This window comes from Umezawaea endophytica, from assembly GCF_025061645.1.
Taxonomy (GTDB): Bacteria; Actinomycetota; Actinomycetes; order Mycobacteriales; family Pseudonocardiaceae; genus Umezawaea; species Umezawaea endophytica.
Genome location: NZ_JANYMP010000027.1, coordinates 92,825 through 113,112, shown reverse-complemented (window position 1 = coordinate 113,112; position 20,288 = coordinate 92,825). Strand labels below are relative to the sequence as shown.

21 protein-coding genes are annotated in these 20,288 nt (G+C 68.9%); 11 read left to right on the top strand and 10 right to left on the bottom strand.

Features of this window, described 5'->3' with window-relative positions; translation table 11 throughout:
- The first annotated feature begins 196 nt into the window (after window positions 1-196).
- The 5 genes from NZH93_RS39455 to NZH93_RS39435 all read left to right on the top strand — a co-directional run bounded on the left by NZH93_RS39455 (window position 197) and on the right by NZH93_RS39435 (window position 4,982).
- A complete protein-coding gene (locus NZH93_RS39455; protein ID WP_259628427.1) occupies window positions 197-565 on the top strand; it encodes an STAS domain-containing protein in 369 nt (122 codons plus the stop codon).
- A 237-nt stretch (window positions 566-802) separates the two neighbouring features.
- A complete protein-coding gene (tal, locus tag NZH93_RS39450; protein ID WP_259628426.1) occupies window positions 803-1,906 on the top strand; it encodes a transaldolase in 1,104 nt (367 codons plus the stop codon).
- Window positions 1,907-2,084: 178 nt separating this feature from the next.
- Window positions 2,085-3,257, top strand: a complete 1,173-nt coding sequence (locus NZH93_RS39445; RefSeq protein ID WP_259628425.1) for an esterase/lipase family protein — start codon at window positions 2,085-2,087, stop codon at window positions 3,255-3,257.
- Window positions 3,258-3,416: 159 nt separating this feature from the next.
- On the top strand, window positions 3,417-4,472 hold the full coding sequence (locus NZH93_RS39440; RefSeq protein WP_259628424.1) for a fatty acid desaturase family protein: 1,056 nt from the start codon (window positions 3,417-3,419) through the stop codon (window positions 4,470-4,472).
- Window positions 4,473-4,541: 69 nt separating this feature from the next.
- Window positions 4,542-4,982 (top strand): ATP-binding protein, encoded by a 441-nt coding sequence (locus tag NZH93_RS39435; RefSeq protein WP_259628423.1) that lies wholly within the window; start codon window positions 4,542-4,544, stop codon window positions 4,980-4,982.
- Window positions 4,983-5,041: 59 nt separating this feature from the next.
- Here NZH93_RS39435 and NZH93_RS39430 read toward each other — a convergent pair whose 3' ends face one another.
- Entirely contained in the window at window positions 5,042-6,019 is a 978-nt protein-coding gene (locus NZH93_RS39430; protein WP_259628422.1) for a tetratricopeptide repeat protein, read from the bottom strand.
- Here NZH93_RS39430 and NZH93_RS39425 point away from each other — a divergent pair.
- Window positions 6,018-6,308: a hypothetical protein gene (locus NZH93_RS39425; protein WP_259628421.1), complete on the top strand. Its 291-nt coding sequence runs from the start codon at window positions 6,018-6,020 to the stop codon at window positions 6,306-6,308. The two genes, NZH93_RS39430 and NZH93_RS39425, sit on opposite strands and share 2 nt — an antisense overlap.
- Before the next feature lie 94 nt (window positions 6,309-6,402).
- Here NZH93_RS39425 and NZH93_RS39420 read toward each other — a convergent pair whose 3' ends face one another.
- Window positions 6,403-7,164, bottom strand: coding sequence for a TetR/AcrR family transcriptional regulator (locus NZH93_RS39420; RefSeq protein ID WP_259628420.1), 762 nt, complete (start codon window positions 7,162-7,164; stop codon window positions 6,403-6,405).
- Window positions 7,165-7,256: 92 nt separating this feature from the next.
- On the opposite strand from NZH93_RS39420, the gene NZH93_RS39415 reads away from it, so the two are divergent.
- Window positions 7,257-8,117, top strand: a complete 861-nt coding sequence (locus tag NZH93_RS39415; RefSeq protein ID WP_259628419.1) for an SDR family oxidoreductase — start codon at window positions 7,257-7,259, stop codon at window positions 8,115-8,117.
- Between the two features lie 68 nt (window positions 8,118-8,185).
- Window positions 8,186-10,003 (top strand): flavin-containing monooxygenase, encoded by a 1,818-nt coding sequence (locus tag NZH93_RS39410; RefSeq protein WP_259628418.1) that lies wholly within the window; start codon window positions 8,186-8,188, stop codon window positions 10,001-10,003.
- Between the two features lie 59 nt (window positions 10,004-10,062).
- Here the strand turns inward: NZH93_RS39410 and NZH93_RS39405 are convergent, their stop codons facing one another.
- Window positions 10,063-10,560, bottom strand: coding sequence for a MarR family winged helix-turn-helix transcriptional regulator (locus NZH93_RS39405; RefSeq protein WP_259628417.1), 498 nt, complete (start codon window positions 10,558-10,560; stop codon window positions 10,063-10,065).
- Window positions 10,561-10,691: 131 nt separating this feature from the next.
- On the opposite strand from NZH93_RS39405, the gene NZH93_RS39400 reads away from it, so the two are divergent.
- Window positions 10,692-11,624 (top strand): AraC family transcriptional regulator, encoded by a 933-nt coding sequence (locus NZH93_RS39400; protein ID WP_259628416.1) that lies wholly within the window; start codon window positions 10,692-10,694, stop codon window positions 11,622-11,624.
- A gap of 32 nt (window positions 11,625-11,656) precedes the next feature.
- On the opposite strand, the gene NZH93_RS39395 is transcribed toward NZH93_RS39400, so the two are convergent.
- The 3 genes from NZH93_RS39395 to NZH93_RS39385 all read right to left on the bottom strand — a co-directional run bounded on the left by NZH93_RS39395 (window position 11,657) and on the right by NZH93_RS39385 (window position 14,245).
- Window positions 11,657-12,712 (bottom strand): LLM class flavin-dependent oxidoreductase, encoded by a 1,056-nt coding sequence (locus NZH93_RS39395; RefSeq protein ID WP_259628415.1) that lies wholly within the window; start codon window positions 12,710-12,712, stop codon window positions 11,657-11,659.
- Window positions 12,709-13,344, bottom strand: a complete 636-nt coding sequence (locus NZH93_RS39390; RefSeq protein ID WP_259628414.1) for an isochorismatase family protein — start codon at window positions 13,342-13,344, stop codon at window positions 12,709-12,711. Before NZH93_RS39390 ends, NZH93_RS39395 begins: the two co-directional genes overlap by 4 nt.
- 178 nt (window positions 13,345-13,522) lie before the next feature.
- Entirely contained in the window at window positions 13,523-14,245 is a 723-nt protein-coding gene (locus NZH93_RS39385; RefSeq protein WP_259628413.1) for a DJ-1/PfpI family protein, read from the bottom strand.
- A 71-nt stretch (window positions 14,246-14,316) separates the two neighbouring features.
- Between NZH93_RS39385 and NZH93_RS39380 the strand changes: the two genes are divergently transcribed.
- Both NZH93_RS39380 and NZH93_RS39375 read left to right on the top strand, forming a co-directional pair.
- Window positions 14,317-15,264 carry a GlxA family transcriptional regulator gene (locus NZH93_RS39380; RefSeq protein WP_259628412.1) on the top strand — a complete coding sequence of 316 codons (948 nt, stop codon included), beginning with the start codon at window positions 14,317-14,319 and terminating at the stop codon, window positions 15,262-15,264.
- A 146-nt stretch (window positions 15,265-15,410) separates the two neighbouring features.
- Entirely contained in the window at window positions 15,411-17,579 is a 2,169-nt protein-coding gene (locus tag NZH93_RS39375; RefSeq protein WP_259628411.1) for an NACHT domain-containing protein, read from the top strand.
- Window positions 17,580-17,620: 41 nt separating this feature from the next.
- Here NZH93_RS39375 and NZH93_RS39370 read toward each other — a convergent pair whose 3' ends face one another.
- The 4 genes from NZH93_RS39370 to NZH93_RS39355 are packed head-to-tail and all read right to left on the bottom strand — an operon-like array spanning window position 17,621 to window position 20,286.
- Window positions 17,621-18,958 carry a cytochrome P450 family protein gene (locus NZH93_RS39370; protein WP_259628410.1) on the bottom strand — a complete coding sequence of 446 codons (1,338 nt, stop codon included), beginning with the start codon at window positions 18,956-18,958 and terminating at the stop codon, window positions 17,621-17,623.
- Window positions 18,955-19,551, bottom strand: a complete 597-nt coding sequence (locus tag NZH93_RS39365; RefSeq protein ID WP_259628409.1) for a GTP-binding protein — start codon at window positions 19,549-19,551, stop codon at window positions 18,955-18,957. Before NZH93_RS39365 ends, NZH93_RS39370 begins: the two co-directional genes overlap by 4 nt.
- The gene (locus NZH93_RS39360) at window positions 19,529-19,882 is read right to left on the bottom strand and encodes a DUF742 domain-containing protein (protein WP_259628408.1); all 354 of its coding nucleotides are present in this window, start codon (window positions 19,880-19,882) and stop codon (window positions 19,529-19,531) included. Before NZH93_RS39360 ends, NZH93_RS39365 begins: the two co-directional genes overlap by 23 nt.
- Window positions 19,879-20,286 (bottom strand): roadblock/LC7 domain-containing protein, encoded by a 408-nt coding sequence (locus NZH93_RS39355; RefSeq protein ID WP_259628407.1) that lies wholly within the window; start codon window positions 20,284-20,286, stop codon window positions 19,879-19,881. Before NZH93_RS39355 ends, NZH93_RS39360 begins: the two co-directional genes overlap by 4 nt.
- Window positions 20,287-20,288 lie beyond the last annotated feature (2 nt).

Genomic DNA, 20,288 nt, shown 5'->3' with positions numbered 1-20,288 from the left:
ACCCGCTGCGTCCAAGAGCGCCGGGTGGACTGGGTGGTCGGCAGGGAGTTGGGGTATGACATCCCCTGACCACGACGCCAGTGTCGGAGCATGCCTGTTCCCGGCTGGCAGTTGGCACTCGAAGTTCACGACGAAGCCGACCGCGTCACCAGAGGTTGCGCTCTCCCTGCCTTCGCCGCTCTCGCCACCTCGCTCGATGGTCGACGGGGAAGACTCGCCGGTGCTGACCGTGACGACGTTGGCCAGCAACCAGGCCGTGGTTCTGGTGGTGGCGGGGGAGGTCGACCTCGACACCGCACCGATCCTGCACCGAGCCCTCGAATCGGCCGTGGTGGTCAACCCCCCGTTGGTGGTGGTCGATCTGTCGGCTGTGAGGTTGCTCGCGTGCGCCGGGCTGTCGGTGCTGACGGCCGCCCACCACGAAGTTGGAGGCCGTACCTGCCTGAGAGTGGTGGCGGACGGGCGAGCGGCACGTCGCCCGCTGCTGCTGACCGGCATGGACAAGTGCCTCGACGTGTGCAGGACCCGCGCGCAAGCCCTGACCCCGTTGCCCGGCAAGCAGTAGGGGGTTGCCGCGTTCCGCCACCACAGGACAGCGGTGGATCGACGCGGTGCGGCCAAACCGGTTTAGCCGGACGCCCACGAGCTATCCATTGGGCACCAGCACGGAGCTGGCGGTAATCCCACCAACCTCAGGCAGTCGCGGACGGCATCAGTCTCACTCTCGGCAGCGACGTCGCGGATGGATTGGACGCCCCCACCGCAACCTGGCCTGACCACAATCCACCACGGGAAGAATTGTATGACGCAGAACGAAAACCTTGCCAACCTGTCCAAGAACGGCGTCGCGGTATGGCTGGACGACCTGTCCCGCGACCGCATCCGCAGCGGCAACCTCCAGTCGCTGGTCGATGAGCACTCCGTGGTCGGCGTGACCACCAACCCCTCCATCTTCGCCGCGGCCATCAGCGGGTCGAAGTCCTACGACGACCAGTTGCACGCCATGGCGGTCCGCGGAGTCTCCGTCGAGGAGGCGCTGCGGACCATCACCGGTGCCGACGTCCGGGACGCCTGCGACCTGCTCGCGCCGGTGGCCGCGCGCACCGGTCGAGACGGTCGCGTCTCCTTGGAAGTGGCGCCCTCGTTGGCTCACGACACCGACGCGACCGCCGCCGAAGCCGCCCACCTGTGGTGGCTCGTCGACCGACCGAACCTGTTCATCAAGATCCCGGCCACCGTCGAGGGCCTGCCCGCCATCACCGAGACGATCGCCAACGGGATCAGCGTGAACGTCACCCTGATCTTCAGCCTCGAACGCTACGAAGCCGTCATGGAGGCCTACCTCGCCGGACTGGAGAAGCGCGCCGCGGACCCCGACGCGGGCTTCGACGGCATCGAGAGCGTCGCCTCGTTCTTCGTGTCCCGAGTGGACACCGAGATCGACAAGCGTTTGGACGACGCCGGAGCCGATCCCGCGCTCAAGGGCAAAGCCGGAGTCGCCAACGCACAACTGGCCTATCAGGCCTGCCAAGAGGTCTTCTCCTCCGACCGCTGGAAAGCGCTCGAAGCGCGAGGTGCGAGCAAGCAGCGCCCGCTGTGGGCCTCGACCGGGGTGAAGAACCCCGACTACAGCGACACGCTCTACCTGTCCGAACTCATCGCCACCGACACCGTCAACACGATGCCGGAGAAGACGATGCAGGCCTTCGCCGACCACGGCAAGCTCGGCCGCCCGGTGACGGAGACCTACGCCGACGCGTCCGCCGTCCTCGAAGCGGTGGTCGACGCCGGTATCGACCTGGACGACGTCTTCGAGGTGCTGGAGGAGGAGGGGGTGCGGAAGTTCGCCGATGCCTGGGACGACCTCACCACGTCCGTGCAGGAGCAGTTGCAGGACAAGGCGTGACCGGGGGTCCGCTGTCCGGATGCGGGTGCAGTGGGCCCTTGACCGCCATCGTTGGCGCACGGTAAGTGCTTGTTACCAGTGACACATCGGGGAACGTGTGTTCGGCACCTGTCGGGGTAACCGGCATGAGCCGCGGGGTTCGCGGTGACGTCCGACCCGAACGGCGAGGTACAACCGCATGGCGCTCGGCCCCGCGACGCCCATCCCGGCGACCGGTCGACTCGGCGTCGACCTGGTGCCCAAGTTCCTCGGAACCCTGCTGGGCGTGGTCCGGGCGCTGCCGGACCACGCCGCCTCGAAGGTGCGGTTGCCCTCAGCGCTGGTCAAGTCCGAGGTCGGGCAGCGGATGATCGGATTCGCCAATGGTGCCATCAGCGAACAAGCATCCGTGCGCGGCGACGCCCTGCCCGCGGCGATGTCCGTTCGACTCGACCACCGGCGGATCCACCCGGACCGCGCCTCGCTCGCGGCGGCCTACCCGTCGGCGAAGGGACGCCTGGTGGTGTTCCTGCACGGCCTTGTCGACACCGAACGCTCCTGGTTCCACACGGATCGGCTCGGACGGGGGCGCCCCGGCACGGACCTCGGTGACAAGCTCGCCACCGCCCTGCCGTGCACACCGGTCTACGTGCGTTACAACTCCGGCCGCCACGTCTCCGACAACGGCCGCGAACTGGCCGATCTGCTCGACCTCCTCGTCGACAGGTGGCCGGTGGACGTGACCGACATCGTCCTGGTCGGGCACTCGATGGGGGGACTGGTGGCGCGCAGCGCCGTGCACCAGGCCCACGCCCGAACGATCCGGTGGTCGTCGTTGGTCACCCGGCTGGTGTGCCTGGGGACACCGCACACCGGAGCACCCCTGGAGCGCTCCGTCGCCCGCCTCGCGGGCCTGCTCGCCCGCGTCCGGCCCGCCGCACCGCTGTCCTGGCTGCTGGCCCTGCGCAGCGATGGCATCAAGGACCTGGCCGAGGGTTATCTGCACGAACACCAGTGGGCGGACGACGACGTCGTCGAACAGGTGGAAGCGGTACTGCCGAACAACGTTCGGCAGCTCCACGTGTCCGCCACGCTGTCCCGTTCCGAGAACAGCGTGCTGGGCCGCGTCCTCGGCGATCTGATGGTCAGCCCCTCCAGCGCCGCCGATCCCGAGCAGAACGCCGATCGGCGGTGGCTGGGCGGACTCACCCACTTCGACCTGCTGCGCCACGACGACGTCCACCAGCTCCTCCTCGACTGGCTGAGCACGACCGGCGCCGTCAGGACGCGGCTCGGCCAGCCGGTCATCACGAGCGGCGAACGGCGACGAATCCAGGTCGCTTCCGGCCACCCGCGATGCTCGACCGCATGATCAATCCTGACCAGCCGCGAGCGCACCCGTGAGTCGTGGAAGTTCGTCGCTGTGGTGGAGCAGCACGAGGGCGACTGGTATCCAGAGCTGTTCAGGGGTTTCAGTCCGGCGGCAGCGGAAACACTCCGGAAACGACCGGTCTGCCTGAAGGGCAAGCTCATGACCTCATTGTCCGATCCCATTGCCCGCGCGCCTGCTGCCGAACGGGGCAGCGACTTCGCGCGCCTGACCCGTGAGATCAAGGAGGTCGGCTTGCTGGACCGGCGGCGCGGCTACTACTTCGCGCGCATGGCGATCAACGTCGTCCTGCTCGCCGCCACCGGCCTGGTGTTCGTCCTGGTGGGCGACTCCTGGTGGCAGATGCTGACCGCGGCGCTCCTCGCGGTGGTCTGCACCCAGTTCGCGTTCATCGGCCACGACGCCGGACACCGGCAGATCTTCCGCAAGCACCGCTACAACGACCTCGTGGGCCAACTGCACGGCGGCGTCACCGGGATCAGCTACCAGTGGTGGGTGGGCAAGCACACCCGCCACCACGCCAACCCCAACCACGAGGACCACGACCCCGACATCGAGATCCACGCCATCGCCTTCAGCCGCGAGCAGGCAGGCGACAAACGCGGCCTGTATCGGTGGATCACGAAGTACCAGGCGTTCCTGTTCTTCCCGTTGCTACTGGCCGAAGCCGTCGTGTTGCGGCTCTCCAGCCTGCGCGCCGTGTGGCGACGCGAGATCGATCGTCCCTGGCTGGAAGGCATGGTGCAGGTCGTGCCCCTGGCCGGGTACCTGATCGCGGTGTTCTGGGTGCTGTCCCCGCCGCAGGCGGTGGCGTTCATCGCCGTGCACCAGGGCGTCATGGGCGTCTACCTCGGCTGCTCCTTCGCCCCCAACCACAAGGGCATGCCCATCATCGCCTCCGGCCAACGCCTGGACCACCTGCACAAGCAGGTCCTCACCTCCCGCAACGTCACCGGTGGCCGATGGGTCGACGCGCTGCTGGGCGGACTCAACCACCAGATCGAGCACCACCTGTTCCCGCACATGCCCCGTCCCAACCTCCGCCGCGCCCAACCCATCGTCGAGGACTTCTGCGCACGGCACGCCATTCCGTACAGCAAGGCGGGCATGCGAGCCTTCTACGGCGAGGTCCTGCGCCACCTCCACGACGCGGGCGCGCCCTTGCGGCACCCCGCGCCGCCGCTCGCGGGTCAGTGATCACTGGCGGTCGTCAGTGCCCAATCGGACGACGTTTCCGCGCGAATGAAGCTCGTCAGTGGAAGGAGGGTGGAGTGCGTGGTCGACAGTGATGCCGCGCAGACCGGACAGATCTGCTCCGCTCTGGATCTCGACTCACGGTCCACGCAGCTCGGAGAGGTGCGCCACTGGGTCGACGAGGTCTTGGCCGACCTGGGGGAGGACGACCGGGAAGACTGCGTGTTGGTGGTGAACGAATTGGTGAGCAACGCGTTCGACCACGCAGGCGGACCCCGTCATGTCCGGCTCCGCTGTTCCCCGGAACCGCGCGTCGTTCGTGTCGAGGTCGACGACTCCACACCCGGTGACCTCGTTCTCGGCCAGTCACGACAAAGCGGCAGTCGCGGTCGGGGGTTGACCATCGTCGAGCACCTGTCCGAACGCTGGGGCGTGGATGCCCGAACGAAGGGCAAGACCGTGTGGGCCGAGATCTCCTGTTCGTCCGCGGTGAACTTCCGCGAAGGCCGGTAAAAGACTTCGGGATGCTCAAGCGGGCGGCACACGACTCTGCCGATGAACAGTCAGCGCGGTCACGTGGTTCTCGCTGCATGCCGGAACGTGTTGATTCGTTCGAGCAGGTGGCGGGCATCGGCCCGGTCGTCGAACCGCCCGACCAGCCTTCCCAACGCCACGAACCTATCCAGGACGCGAACTGATTCCAGTTCCGGACACAACTCGAGCGCCTCGTGTCCGGCCGTCATGGCAGCTCCCGTTCGGCCTGCCGTGAGCAGCGCTGTCGCCAACGCGATCAGGCAGAACACTTTGCTGCGCGGCATGCCCGGTCCGTAGTCAGCGGCCGCGGCCGAAAGTGCGGGTACCGCGAGACTGGCGAAGCGGCGGTCCGAGGTCTGGGCGAGTTCGGTGTAGACGACACCGGTCATGGACAGCAGATCGGTAGCGGTGAAGAATGATGCCCATCCCGGTACGGCGGTTCGGCGGGCTTTCTCGAACTGTTCCGCCGCGCGAGAGATTTGGACGAGTGCTTCGTCCTTGATGCCCATCATCGCCTGAGCCCACGCCTGGTTCGCACACAGGATGGCCTTGGAGAGAGCGGAACCCCTGGTGGTCAGGGCCATCGCGCCGAGCCGGAATTCCTCGGACGCTCGGCCCGGTCCGTTGTGGTGCAGGAAGACCCGCCCGAGTCGGTAACGCACATTGGCGGCCAATTCGCCGTTGTCGGCCAACTCCAACGCGCGACCGAGCTCACGCAGCGCGTCGTGGTGCGACCCGGCGTCGAAGTATACCCAGCCCGCGAGATTGTGCAGGTCTGCGACCGCTGTGCGCGTTCGAACGGCGACCGCCGCGCCGGCAGGACTATCGAGCAGCGCGTCAGCCGCGGATAGCGCGGAAATCACGATGTCCAGACATCGGGCGCCACCGTGCTTCTGGTCCAGAGCCCGCAAAATTCGGGTCGTGTTCTCCAGGGCGTCGACATCGGCCGCCCCCAGTCGGCCTGTCACGGTGTGCGCTTCGGGCATCGAACTCGACAAGGGTTCAAGCGTGGACATGGGCAAACCCCTCCCCTGGATCGGCCTGATCAGTCGCCATCCGCCGGGGTCTGGGGCGAATCCGCACGGTTATTGTGACATGTCGGCGGTGTTCATCACCCTCGATTGTCGCGCGGCCGGAGGAGTGAGTTTTCATTGCGGAGGCGAGCGTGTAATTCGCAAATATCCTGGAATCCGACCGTTCACTTCGGCTGATATATCCGGAAATTTTCCGGCAGGAAAAGAATATTCATCAATGAATGTGATCGCGGGACTTTTCGCCTACGTCGACGCATGGCGTGATGCGTGAGTGGTAGTCCATTGAGGACCTCCGTGCAGTCCACCGCGCATTCCATGACGATCGATGGCAGGCGGGCAGGGCCGGCGGCGAAGCACTGTCAGGGTCAGACCGTCTCTGGCTCGTCGACGTGGTGGTGGGCGTCGGTCGTGAGGCGGTCCAGCCACTCCCGGAGCAGGTGCTGCTCGCCCGCGGTCAGCACGGTCTGGTCGGTCAGCGAGGCGCGCAGGGCGCGGGCGGCGCCTGCGGGGCCTGGTTCGTGCGTTGGTGGGCGTTGGTGGGTCACCGCGGTGATCATGGCCTCGCGCAGCGTGGTCAGCAGTGCCGGGTCGCGCTGGTCCTCCGGTAGGGAGAGCGCGGTGAGGACGGCGCCGCGCGCGGTGGCGTGGATGGTCAGTGCCGCGAGGTTCTCGTCGATCCGGAGCAAGCCGTGGGAGGCGATGCGGCGGATGCGGCGCATCAGCAGGTCCATGCTCGCCGCGAACGCGACCGAGTCGGCCTCGGCGGGTCCGCTGTAGGTCAGGGTGTAGAGCGCGGGGTTGTCCAGGCCGAACTCGACCGCGAGGTCCCAACCCGCGCGCAGGTCGTCGACGGGGTCCTGGCAGTCCTGGCCGATCTGGTGGTGAGCGCGCAGGTAGGCGTCGAAACCCGCTTCCGCGACCGCTTTGAGCAGGCCGCTCTTGTCGCCGAACAGCCGGTAGATGACCGGCGGCTGGACGCCCGCCGCGACCGCCACCGAGCGGGTGGTCACGGCGTCGCGACCGCCGTGGGCGAGGAGGTCGGTGGCGGCTCGGATGATCTGCTGCCTGACCTGGTCCCGGCCGCGGTCCGCGGGGTCCGGCTCGCCGTCCTCGGTTCTCGACGTCATGGATCGACGATAACACTCGTCTGTTTCCGGTGGAAATATCAGTGATACTGTTCGAGCGAATCACTGGAAACACCGCCGAAGGGTGAGCGATCGTGATCATCGTTACCGGAGCGACTGGACAACTTGGACGGCTGGTCGTCGAAGGGCTGCTGGCGGCCGTGCCCGCGGACCAGGTGGGCGTCAGCGTCCGCGACTCGACGAAGGCCGAAGCGCTCGCCGAGCGGGGAGTGCGGGTCCGGCAGGGCGGTTTCGCGGACCCGGCGAGCCTCCGCCACGCGTTCGAAGGCGCCTCGCGGGTGCTGGTGATCTCCAGCAATTCCGCGGGCGACAGCGCTGTTCGGCACCACCGCAACGCGATCGACGCGGCGATGGCGGTCGGCGCGGGCCGCGTCGTCTACACCAGCCAGATGGCAGCCGGTCCCGACTCGGCGTTCGCGCCCATGCTCGACCACGCCGCCACCGAAATCGCGCTCCAGGAGTCAGGCGTGCCGTTCACCTCGCTGCGCAACGGGTTCTACGCGGCGAGCGCGATCCAGTTCCTCGGCAGGGGCCTGGCGAGCGGCTCGCTCCCGCTGCCAGCGGACGGACCGGTGTCCTGGACCGCGCACGAGGACCTCGCCCGTGCGGCGGTCATCGCGCTCACCGAGGAGGGCAGGCTCGACGGGATCACTCCGCCGCTGACCTCGTCGCAGGCCCTCACCTTCCACGACCTGGCCGCCATCGCGACCGAGGTCACCGGACGGGACGTCTCGCGCACGGTGATCAGCGACGACGAGTTCAAGCGCAACGGTCTCGCGCACGGGTTGCCCGAAGCCCAGGTGGACATGGGACTCGGTCTGTTCGCCGCTTGTCGCGCGGGCGAGTTCTCGGTGGTGGACCCGACCCTCGAAGAACTGCTCGGCCGCCGCCCCCGGACGTTCCGGGAGGTGTTCACGGAATCGCAGGCGGTCTGACAGCCGGTCGAACCGAACCAGACTACTCCGACCGCGCGACGAATGCCCACCCAGGCAAGGAGAAACACATGGACGCCAGCGAGCAGGGTGATGTCCTTTTTGGCTTCGACCCGGTCGCCGTTCGCACGAAGTACCTGCGGTACCAGGAGGAAACCGAGAAACGCCGGGTGCGTCCGACGGGTGATCGACCCCCGCGAGCGAGCAGGCCGGTGGTCGGCCCGGACCCGTTCGTCGTCCAGCACACCGAGCGCGAGCCGCTCTCCGACGAGGTCGACGTCATCGTGGTGGGCGGCGGGTTCGGCGGGCTCGTCACGGGGGCGCACCTGCGCAAGGCGGGCGTGTCCCGCGTGCGCGTGATCGAGGCGGCGTCCGGCTTCGGCGGCGTGTGGTACTGGAACCGTTATCCCGGCGCCGCTTGCGACACCGAGGCCTACGTGTACTTCCCGTTCCTGGAGGAGGTGGGCGTGATGCCGAGCGAGAAGCACCCCGGCGCGACGGAGATCCGCGCGTACGCCGAGCGGCTCGCCGACCACTTCGACCTGACCGGCGACGCGTGCCTCGGGACGCGCGTGACCGAGGCGCGGTGGGACGCCGACACCGCCCGATGGGTGGTCAAGACCGATCGCCACGATGAGATGCGCGCCCGTTTCCTCTGCGTCAGCGCCGGAAACCTGGGGCGTCCGGTCGTCCCCGACGTGGAGGGACTCGACAGCTTCGAGGGCGCCGCCTTCCACTCCAGCCGCTGGGACTTCGGCTTCACCGGCGGCGACCCGGAGGGAGGGCTGGTCAAGCTGAAGGGCAAGCGCGTCGCGGTGGTCGGCGCCTCGGCCTCGGCCATCCAGTTCGTCCCGCACTTGGCGGAGCACGCGGACGAGGTGGTGATCTTCCAGCGAACGCCGAACATCGTGCGCCTGCGCGGCAACCGGCCCACCGATCCGGACTGGTACCGCGCCCAACCTCCCGGATGGCAGCGGGAGCGCATCGAGAACATCATGGCGTCGGTGGAGAACCCGCCGGGGCAGAAGCCCGAACGGGACCTCCTCGACGACGCCGTGTCGAACCTCAGCAGGCTGGTGGCGGACTGGGCCCTGACCCCGCCGCCCGAACTCGCGGTCCACGTCGAGGGCGCCGATCCCGCCACCCGCGTGCTCGTGATCAACTACGCCCTGATGGAGAAGATCCGCGCCGAGATGTCGGCGCTGGTCGACGACCCCGCCACGGCCGAGCTGGTCATGCCGTACTACAACTTCGGGTGCACCAGGCCCCAGGTCAGCGACACCTACTTGCAGTCGCTGAACCGGGCGAACGTGACCGTGGTCGACGCGAGGGGCAGAGGCGTCGAGCGGGTGACGCCTCGGGGGATCGGCTGCGGCGACGAGGAGTTCGAGGTCGACGGCATCATCTTCGGCACCGGCTTCGACATCGACGACGGCCGCGCGCCCGCCGGGTCGTTCCCGATCATCGGGCGTAGCGGCGAGGCATTGGCCGACAAGTGGGCCTCTGGCGTCCGATCGCTGCACGGGGTGCAGGTCGCGGGGTTCCCGAACTTCTTCACGGTCGGCACCATCACGCAGGCCGCGCTGTCGTTCGTCTTCACCCACCAGCTCGACCAGCAGGCGGAGCACGTCGCCGCGATGATCCGACGGTGCGACGACGAGGACCTCACGAGCGTCGAGCCCACACCCGAGGCGGAAACCCGGTGGGCGGAGGAGTTGCGGGACAAGGCCACCACGGTCCCGCGGGTCGACCTCGGCTGCCCACCCAACGACCTCGTCACGTTCATCCGGTCCGGCTATCCGGGTGGGGGCCTCAAGTACGGCCGAGTACTCCGCCTCTGGCGAGACGACGGCGGCTTCGAACGCGACCTCAGGACCCAGGCGGTCTGAGCCTGACCACGTTCGGCCGCGACCGGCAAGGTGGGCTCTACGGAGCGGGGGAGCACCGCTCAGGCCTTGTGCGTCTGGAACAGGACGTCGCCATCGGGGTCGATGGCCGTCCGCACGCGCCGGTTGATCTCGCGCATCTGGCGGACCTGCGACGTGGTCAGGGGGTCGAAGACGAGCTTGCGGACCACTTCCAGGTGGCCGGGCGACGCCCGGTCGACGTGCTCGCGGCCTGCCTCGGTCAACACGGCCATGGTGGCCCTGCCGTCGCCGGGGTCTGGCCGCCGGACGAGCCAGCCGCGCCGTTCCAGTTTGGCCACCACCTGGGAGAGCCGTGATTGCGAACCGTTCGTGATGACGGCGAGGTCGCACAGGCGCAGAGCGCCCCCGCGCGCGTAGGTCAGGCCGGAGAGCACGAGGTACTCGTAGAACGTCATGCCCGCGGCTGACCGCAGTTGGGCGTCCAGCGCGGCGGGCAGGGTGAGCAGCACCGAGGCGAACGCGGTCCAGGCCTCCCGCTTGTCCTCGTCGAGCCGAAGCCGGTCGTCGGTGGGGTCCATCCGCTCCTCGTGGTCCGCGTGCGTCCCGCCCGCTGCGAGTCTCGGGTAAATTTACATCAAGGTTGATGGAAATCGTCAATCCCGGCGGGTCCTCGACATCGGGAAGAACCGCTCAGGGGAGGGGAAACGGGATGCGCGCGCTGGCGGTCGGGGCGACCGATGATCACGTGTCCGACGTACTCGACCTCGTCAGGACGACCGCCCTGACGTCGTCGGGGTTCGTCGCGCGCGGCACCTGGGTGGCCCGTTCCGCGACTCCCGCTCCACTCACCCTGCTCGTCGTGGCCAACGGCAGTGCCAGGCTGACCACCGACGGCGTCGACCACCCGGCGCGGTTGGAGACCGGAGACGTCGCCGTGCTCGCCGACCGCTCCCGGTGGGAAGTCCGGGGTGGCGACGACGACGAGGTCCCCCTGGAGATCCCGTCCACTCGTGTGCCCCTGGCGAGGGGACTCTTCGAGACCGGCGGTGGCGCCGACGTCGTCGTGGAGAGCCGTGTCGACCTCAACGCCGTCGGCAGGGAACTGCTGCTGCACGTCCTCCCGCCGCTCGGGCACGTACGGGCCTCCGCGACCGCGGCCACCCGCTTGCGGTGCAGCCTGGACCGCCTGCTGGCCGAGACGAGGACGGAGCGGATCGGTTCGGCGTTCGCGATCAGGCAGGAGACCCAGCTCATGGTGCTCGACGTGCTGCGCGCCTACGTCGAACGGATCGAACTGCCGTCGGGCTGGCTGCGGCTGCTCACCGACGAGCGGCTGCGCCCGGCGGTCAAGCTCCTGCACACCCGGCCCGGCGAGCGGTGGACGGTGGACGGGCTCGCGCGGACCGCGGCCATGTCGCGCACGTCCTTCGCCGGGCACTTCCGCTCCATCGCGGGCGTTCCACCGCTGACCTACCTCAAGAAGTGGCGGATGCTGTTGGCGCAGCGCGCGTTGTGCGACAGCGACGTCCTCATCGGACCGTTGGGCGCGCGGCTCGGGTACGCGTCGGAGAGCGCGTTCAGCACCGCCTTCAAACAACACGCGGGCGAGTCGCCGTTGGCCTACCGGCTGCGGCGACGCTGAAGGTGCGGCGCGGGTGGCCCCCGCGCCGCACCTCACACCAGCGACAGCAGGTGAAGCACCCGTGGTTTGACCTCGGTTCCCAACAGCTCCACCGATCGCAGCATGGTTTCCGGGGCCATCACGGAGTTCGTCATCTGAAGGGTGAACCGCGAGATGCCACCGAGGTCGCGCCCGAGGTCGCGGATCTTGCGGGCGACGGTGTCGGGGCTGCCGATGAAGAAACTCCCGCGCTCACCGATCTCGGAGTCGTACCGGGCGCGATCGGGGGCGGGCAGGCCGCGTTGCCTGCCCACGGTGGACATCGTGCGCTCGTAGCCCGGCCAGAAGTCGTCGGCCGCCTGCCGGTCGGTGTCGCCGACGAACCCGAAGCAGTGAACGCCGACCAGCAGGTCTTCGGGGGAGTGCCCGGCCTTCCGCCCTGCCTCGCGGTAGAGGTCGAGCAACGGGCGGAACCGCCGCGGATCGCCGCCGATGATCCCCACCATGAGCGGTAGCCCGAGCGCTCCCGCCCGGACGAAGGACGCGGGGGTACCGCCGACCCCGATCCACATCGGCAGCTTCTCCTGCACCGGGCGGGGGAACACGCCCTGACCGGTCAGCGGCGGCCGGTGCGTTCCGCGCCAGTGCGGGAAAGGTTCGGCGCGCAACCGCAGCATCAGGTCGAGCTTTTCCGAGAAGAGCGAGTCGTAGTCGGCCAGGTCGAACCCGAACAGGGGGAACGCTTCGGTGAACGATCCGCGTCCGAGCACCATCTCGGCCCGTCCCCCGGAGATGACGTCGAGGGTGGCGAACTGCTCGAACAGGCGCACGGGATCGTCCGCGCTGAGCACCGTCACGGCACTGCGCAACCGGATCCGCTCGGTCAGCGCCGCCGCGGCGGCGAGGATGAGGCTCGGCGCCGAGTCGAGGAAGTATTCGTGGTGGTGTTCGCCCACCCCGAACGTGTCGACCCCGGCCCGATCGGCGGCGACGACCTCCGCGAGGAACTGCCGCATCCGCTCCGCCGGGTGGTACGCGACTCCTGTCCTCGGGTCGATGACGTGCGAGACGAAGTTGTCGATGCCGATCTCCAGCGATGTCGGGGTCATCGCAGGTCGCCCTTGGCGAAGGCCTCGTAGACGCCTTCCGCGGCCATGGCCTCGAACAAGCCCGCCGCGGCGGGCACCGCGAAGTCGCCCAGCAGACCGGAGATCATCGGCGCGACGGTCAGCAGCGGGATGCCTGCCTGCCGCAGCAGGTCGCGGCTGTTGAGCGCCGCGGTGCCGGTGGAGGCGGCGGAGACGTCGGTCAACGCGACGACGTCGAACCCTTCGGCCTTGGCCGACAGGGCCGGGGGCACGAGGCACACGTCCGTGGTCACCCCTGCCATGATCAGCCGGGTCCGACCGGTGTCGCGCACCGCGTCGACGAAGGCCTTGTCGTGCCAAGCGTTGACGACGCCGGTCCGCTGAACGCGGGCCTCGTACTCCTTGGGCAGGATCTCCTCGAACTCCGGAAGCAGCGGGCCCTGGGCCTGGTCCTCCTGGCCGCTGGTCAGCACCACGGGGATGCTCGCGCTCCTGGCGAAGCGGGCCAGCACCAGCACCCACATCCTCAGTTGGTCGCGCTGCTCCTGGGACGACAGTTCGCCCGCCCAGCCGATCGTGCCGACCTGGTGGTCGATCAGCACGATCGCCGAGTTGTCGATGGTGAACGTCGTGTGGTCCGTGCGGGTGGTCATCACAGCTCCTCTTGTCGGTGATCGAATCCTTTCCCCGATCACCGGGGCCGTGAATGCTCAACCGTTCGCCCTTCTTGCGACGGCGTACAAGCCTTCCGTCTCCGCCCGGCGCAGCCTCGACGTCAGATGTGGCCGGGCGTGGCGAGACCTCGTCCACCATTCGGTGACATCACACCGCCTATTTCGACACCGCCGCTTCACGCTGTTCGAGCACGCGGGACACAGCGTTGTTGAAAATGTCGTTGAATTCCGCCGTGAACTGGTTGAACCGGGCCACGACCGCGGGTCCGGCACCCTCCGGGGACCCGGCGTCGAATGGCGGCTTCGGGTCGTATTCCATGGCGAGTTGGCAGAACTTCGCGGCGTCGTCATCGAGAACATGGGCGACGATCGTGAGGCCGAAGTCGATTCCGGCGGTCACGCCGCCGCCCGAGAACCTGTTCCGGTCCACGCACACGCGTTCGGTCGACACCTCGACACCCAGCCGCGCCAGGTGGTCGCGGGTGGCCCAGTGGGTCGCCGAGCGGTAGCCGTCGAGGAGCCCGGCCGCCGCGAGCACGAGCGATCCGTTGCAGACCGACGTGATGTAGGAGGCCCTGGAGCCGCGGTCGACGAGGAAATCGATGACCGCGTCGTTCAGCATCGCCTTGTCCACCGCCCCTCCCGGCACGAACAGGATGTCCACCTCGGCAGGGCAGTCGTCGAACGTGGCAGTCGGCGAGATCGCGAACCCGGAGTCGGTGAGCACCGGCCGGAGCGTTTCGGCGACGAGGTGGACTTCCATTCCCGCGCCCGCGAACGCCGTGTGCGGACCGACGAAGTCGAGTGCGGTGTGGCCATCGAAGAGAAGCATTGCCACGGCGAGCGGGCGTTCGGTGAAAATCGATTTGTCGAAGCTCATGGCCAAGACGGTAGTGATCGGCCTAGGAGTGATCGAGTGGCTGTTATGACAACATGTGCTATTTTTCTGCCATGCAGGTCGGCGCGAAGGTCAGCAAGCTCGCGGTCCTGGTCCTGGACGGAGTGGTGACCTTCGACCTCGGCGTTCCGCTGATGGTGTTCGGCTCCTTGCCCGACCACTACGAACTCAGCCTGTGCGCGCCTGAGCCGGGCGCCGTGCCGAGCTCCGACGGCTACTCCTTGAACGTCGACCGCGGACTCGACGAACTGCTCCGGGCGGACACCCTGGTCGTCCCCGGCTACAGCCTGGACCGGCCGATCGAGGCCGCCACCCGGCTGGCGCTGCGCCAAGCCCACGCGCGCGGCGTCCGGATGGTGTCCATCTGTTCGGGCGTCTTCGCCCTGGCCGAGGCCGGCCTGCTCGACGAGCTGACCGTCACCACGCACTGGCGGGCGGCGGAACTCCTGGCTCGAAGGCATCCGCGGGTCACGGTGAACCCGGATGTCCTCTACATCGACCACGGTCAGGTTCTGACCTCGGCCGGCGCGTCCGCGGGCCTCGACCTGTGCCTGCACGTCGTCCGCCGCGACCACGGTGCGGTGGCCGCCAACACCGCCGCCAGGTTCGCGGTCGCCGCACCGCACCGGGCGGGCGGTCAGCGCCAGTACATCAAGAGGGCGATGCCGCAGGCGTCCGGCCGGTCGCTCGCGCGGACCCAGGAGTGGGCGTTGCGGCACCTCGGTGAGGAGCTGTCGATCCCGAGGCTGGCCAAGCACGCGGTCATGTCCGAGCGCACCTTCGCCCGCCGCTTCGTCGAGGAGACCGGTGTGTCACCGAAGCAGTGGCTGCTGGCCGCCCGGCTCGACCTCGCCAAGCAACTCCTCGAATCCGGCAACACCGGCATCGACGAGATAACCCGACGGGTCGGCCTCGGCACCCCCGCCAACTTCCGCGCCCGCTTCCGCAAGGCCACCGGCACCAGCCCGACCGCTTACCGCCGCACCTTCAGCCAGCCGTGAGCACCCGGTGAAGACGTCCTAACTCCTCGACAACGCGGTCCAGCAAGGGGAACGGCCGCCGCGGATTCGGCAGCGGCAGTACGCCATCCGGGGGGTTCCGAATCTGCTGTGCCCCTTCCCCTCCGGAAGGCGCGAGGATTTGAAGCGTGACGGGGTGGAAGCGGTGGGCGGTCGCGCTGGTCGTGATCACGACCGGAGCGGCGGCGATCGTCCTGGCGTCGCGCACCCCCGCGGGACTGGACTCCGCGGCCAAGGTCGGTGCCTTGATCGCCGGACTGGTACCCCTGGCGCTGGCGCTGATCCTCTGGGCACGCCGATCACCGCTCCCGCTGCCCGCGGTGTCCTCTCCTGACCAAGTCGACGCCGCTCAGCGGCAACTGGCCGATCTGGTGCTGGCCCAGTGGCGGGCGGAGATCGTCGTCCGCCAGTTGGACGACCCCGCTCCTGTCGCGGTGCGCTGGCGGCTCACGGAGCTCGACACGTCCGGCCCCGCAGGACACGTCGCTCGTCCGAGACCGCTCAGGTACTTGATCGGCCGAGGTGTTCCCCGGTTCGAAGGTCGTACCGACCGCGTCGACGACATGGCCACGGCGTTCCGCAGGCTCCCGGCACGTCGGCTGGTGATCCTCGGTGATCCCGGTATGGGCAAGACGACGCTGGCCGTTCTGCTGCTCCGCGAACTCCTCGTGCGGCCCGAAGGCGTGGAGCCGGTGCCCGTGCTCCTCTCGATGTCCGGTTGGGATCCTGGCGCCGAAACCCTCCACACGTGGGTGGCGCGGCGACTCACCGAGGGCTACCCGGCCTTGCGCGCCGCTGACTTCGGCCCGAACGCGAGCCGTGCCCTGGTCGAGCAGAGGCGGATCCTGCCCGTTCTGGACGGCTTGGACGAGCTGCCCGAACGGATTCGCTCCACGGTCCTCGACCGGCTCAACGCGGCGGCCGAGGACTCGCTCATCCTCACCTGCCGGACGACCGAGTACGAGCAGACCCTTGCCCACCAAGGCAGGCGCGGTCTCACCGGTGCGGCCATCATCGAGCCGGACCGGCTCAAGGCCGCCGATGCCGCCACCTACCTGGAACGCAGCCTCCCGCGCAGCACCGTCGACCGCTGGGCGACCCTGCTGACGGCGTTGAGGGAAGACCAGAGCAGCCTGATCAGCCGAGCGCTGTCCAGCCCGTTGACCTTGTGGCTGGTGCGCAAGGTCTACCTCGAGGCCAACGCCGGCCCCGCCGAACTGTGCGACACCAACCGCTTCGCCACCGTCGACGCCATCACCGAGCACCTGCTCGACCACCTCGTCGACGCACTGATCACAGCCAATCCTCCCCAGCAGGAGGCTGACGAGGAACACCCGTTCGGGCCGCGGAAGTCCTGGGATCCCACCGACGCCAAGAAGTGGCTCGCGTTCCTGGCCCACCACCTGGAGGTGATCGGCAGTCGCGATCTCGCCTGGTGGCAATTGAGCCTCGCCGTGTCCCGGCGAACCAGGTCGCTCATCAGGCTCGGGCTTGGAACCGTAGTCGTGACCGCGGCCTTGTTCGCAGCCCTGTTCGTGTTCGGATTCGACTTCGCGGTCGTGTTCGCACCGTTCATCGGCTTGGTGTTCGTGCTCGTGAGCGGGTCCACTTCAGAGGAGCCCGTGTACGCCGATCTGCGACTTCGGGGACGGATCCGGTTGCTGTCGCGGAAGCTGGTGACCTGGCCCGTCATCCGGGCCGGTTTGGTGATCGGGCTGGTCGTCGGTGTCGTCTTCGGACTGGCGGACAGGAGTTTGGGCGCGTCCGTGGTCGGGCTCGCGTTCGGACCTGTGTTCAGCCTCGTGGTCGGTCTCGTCGAGTGGGCGAAGACTCCGTTGACGAACGAAGGTCCACAGACCCCGACCGTTACCTTCCACCGCGATCTGCGGTTGCTCTACCTCTACTCACTCGCGTGCGGCTTCGCGTTCGGGCCGGTGCTCGGGTGCGCGTTCGGACTCGTGTTCGCGTCCATGGCCGGGTTCGGCGGCAAACTGGTGGCCGTCCTCGTGTTCGGGTCCGTGTTCGGGTCCGTCATCGGCTTCACCTACGGGCTCGGACAAGCAAGTGGACAGCACCTGGTGACCGTTGTCGTGCTGCGTGCCCGAGGACGGGTGCCGCTGCGGTTGCTGAAGTTCCTCGACGACACCCACCGACTCGGAATACTCCGCGCGGCAGGTCCGGTCTACCAATTCCGCCACGCGAAACTGCAGGACCGCCTCGCTCAGTCCTACGCCACACGTACCCGGCAGGACGGGGCGGCCCGCGGGTCGTCGCGGAGGACTCGCCATCACACGTAGACGCAGTCCCAGGGGGAATCCACGTCACCCGAGCCGCCGGACTACTGCCCGTGCCACCACCGCACCACCGGGTCGCGCAGGCGAGCCCTGAACGGCGGGGCCTCGGGGTTCGTCGGGACCGGGGGAGGAGCCGTGGTCGGGGGAGCCGGTGCGGCCGCCGGTCCGACCGGGTCGGGTGGCGGAGTGAAGCGGGCGTGCAGTGCGAACAGGCCGCGGTTGAACGGGCCCTCCCTCCACCGGACCGGTCTCGCGCTGTCGTCCAGGCCGAGGCCGGGAAGCCTGTCCAGGACCCGCTCGACCGCGGCCGCCCCCAGGAGCCTGGCCATCTCCGGAACGGGGCAGGCGTGCGGGCCCGCGCTGAACGCCAGGTGTGAGCGGTTCCCCGTGTGGTCGGCGGGGTTCAGCGCCGGATCGGTGTTCGCGGCCGCCATGCTGATCACCACCGGTTGGTCGGCCGCCAGCACGACGCCCGCGAGCGTCACCGCCTCACGGGGGTGGGAGGTGCTGTAGTTCGCCATCGGCGGATCGACCCACAGGACCTCGTCGATCGCGTCGTCGACTCGGACGACGCCGCTGGCGAGCCCTCCGCCGAGACCGGTGTCGGACAGCATCCGGTGCAGGGCGTTGGTGATCAGGTCCGCGGTCGGCTCCGAGCCGCCGCCCATGAGCACGAGGATCGTCTGGCACAGCTCCTCGTCGCTCAGATCGGCGTCCAGGAGCCAGGACACGACGTCTTGGCCCGGCCGCCGCCGCTTGAGTTCCACCAGTTCCCGCAGGGTGGCGTTGAGGGCGCGGTCGGCGGCTTCGGGCTCGTGACCGTCGAACAGCGCCTTGGTGTTGACCAGCAGCCGCTCGCTGAGGTGCGGCGGGCACCCGAACAGGTTGGTGAACAGGATGAACATCAGCGGCCGGGCGTACTGCGCGAGCAGGTCCACCCGTCCTGCCGCGGCGAAACCGTCGATGAGCTCGTCGGCGATGCGCACGGTGTCCGCGCGGAGGGTCGTGTGGTCGACCCTGGCCAGGCACGTGGTGATCGCGCCGCGCAAGCGGGCGTGCTCCGCGCCGTCGGCGAACATGCAGTTCGGTCGGTAGCGCATCATCCCCAGGGCCGGGCTGTCCGGCGGAACGCCGTCCTGCCACCGGCGCGGGTCCCTGGGGAACGTGGTCGGGTCGCGCAGCACCTCCAGCGCTGTCCGGTAGCCGATCACCAGCGACGCCGGGACGCCCGGAGCCAGTTCGACCGGCGCGACGTGGCCGTGCGCGCGCAGCAGCGCGTACGTGCCTGCCGGATCAGCCGCGAACCGCGGGCCGTAGAGAGCGGTGCGGTGGTGGGCGGGGCACTCCGGCGGGGGCGCCTCGGCCGGAAGGTGGTGGGTCACACGAGCTCCCGCAGGTGGTCGAGGAGGTGGTCGACCAGTTCGATCACCGCGCGGACCGACGACGCGCGGTCGCGTGCGTCGCAGGTCACCAGCGGGGTGTCGGGCAGCAGGTCGAGCGCTTGGCGGAGTTCGTCGTCGGAGTAGCGCGGAGCGCCGTCGAAGTGGTTGACGGCCACGGCGTGGGGCAGTGCCATCTCCTCCAGGCGCGCCATCATGTCGAACGAGTCGGCCAGCCTGCGGGGGTCGACGAGCACCAGCGCGCCGAGCGCGCCCTGCGCGTAGCTCTCCCACAGGTGGACGAAGCGGTCCTGGCCCGAGGTGCCGAACAGGTACAGCACGAGGCTGTCGCTCAGCGTGCGGCGACCGAAGTCGATCGCCACGGTGGTGGTCTTCTTGCCCGGAACACCCGCGAGGTCGTCGACGAGCTCACCCGCCTGCGTCATGACCTCCTCGGTCCGCAGCGGCTCGATCTCGGACAGCGTCCGCACGAACGTCGTCTTGCCGACGGCGAAGTGCCCGGTGATCAGGATCTTCGCCGCGCGCCGCACCGTGGCGGGCAGGTACGCGGGATCAGAGGAGAGCGCGGAGCCCATCGAGCACGTCCTTCAGGAGCTGTCGCGGGGGAACGCCCGCGGGCGCGGCCGGTGCGGTGGCGGTGATGTGGCCGCTGTCGACGAGGTCGGCCAGCAGCACCTTGGTGACGCTGATCGGGAGGTCGAGGTGGGAGGCGGCCTCCGCGACGGACAGCCACCCGCCCCGGCACAAGCGCACCAGGCGCCGCTTCTCCGGCTCCAGACCGGCGACGTCGTCCTTGGTCGCGGTGATCAGGGTGATGTGGTCGAGGGTGTTGCGGCTGGGTGTCGCGCGGCCGCCCGTGACCACGTGCGAGCGCACCAGCGCCCTGCCACCCCTGCCCGGTGTCATGACGGGCTGCCTGCGTCCTGCCGGGGTGGACTGGTCAGCTCCTTGCCGACGCGCTGCACCAGCTTCTGCATCTGGTAGGTGAGGTCACCCAGGTTGACCACCACGGTGGCCGTGGCGGCGAGCACGGCGCCCGGCCCGGCCGCCATGAGCAGCCGGTAGCCGCGTTCGTACTCGTCGATGCTCTGCCTCCACCCCCGCGGCCCGTCGGACAGGGATCCGCTGTTCTGCCTGGCGAGCGCGGCCGAGGCGGACAACCCGGCCGCGAGTGGTTCGGCGTCGTCCCGGCCGAGGCCCGCGGTGTGGGCGATGAGCAGCCCGTCCGAGGAGAAGAGGATCGCGTCCAGCGCGTGCGGCACGCTCTGCAACGCCTGGTCGAGCATCCAGCCCAGGGCGTTGTTCGTCACGG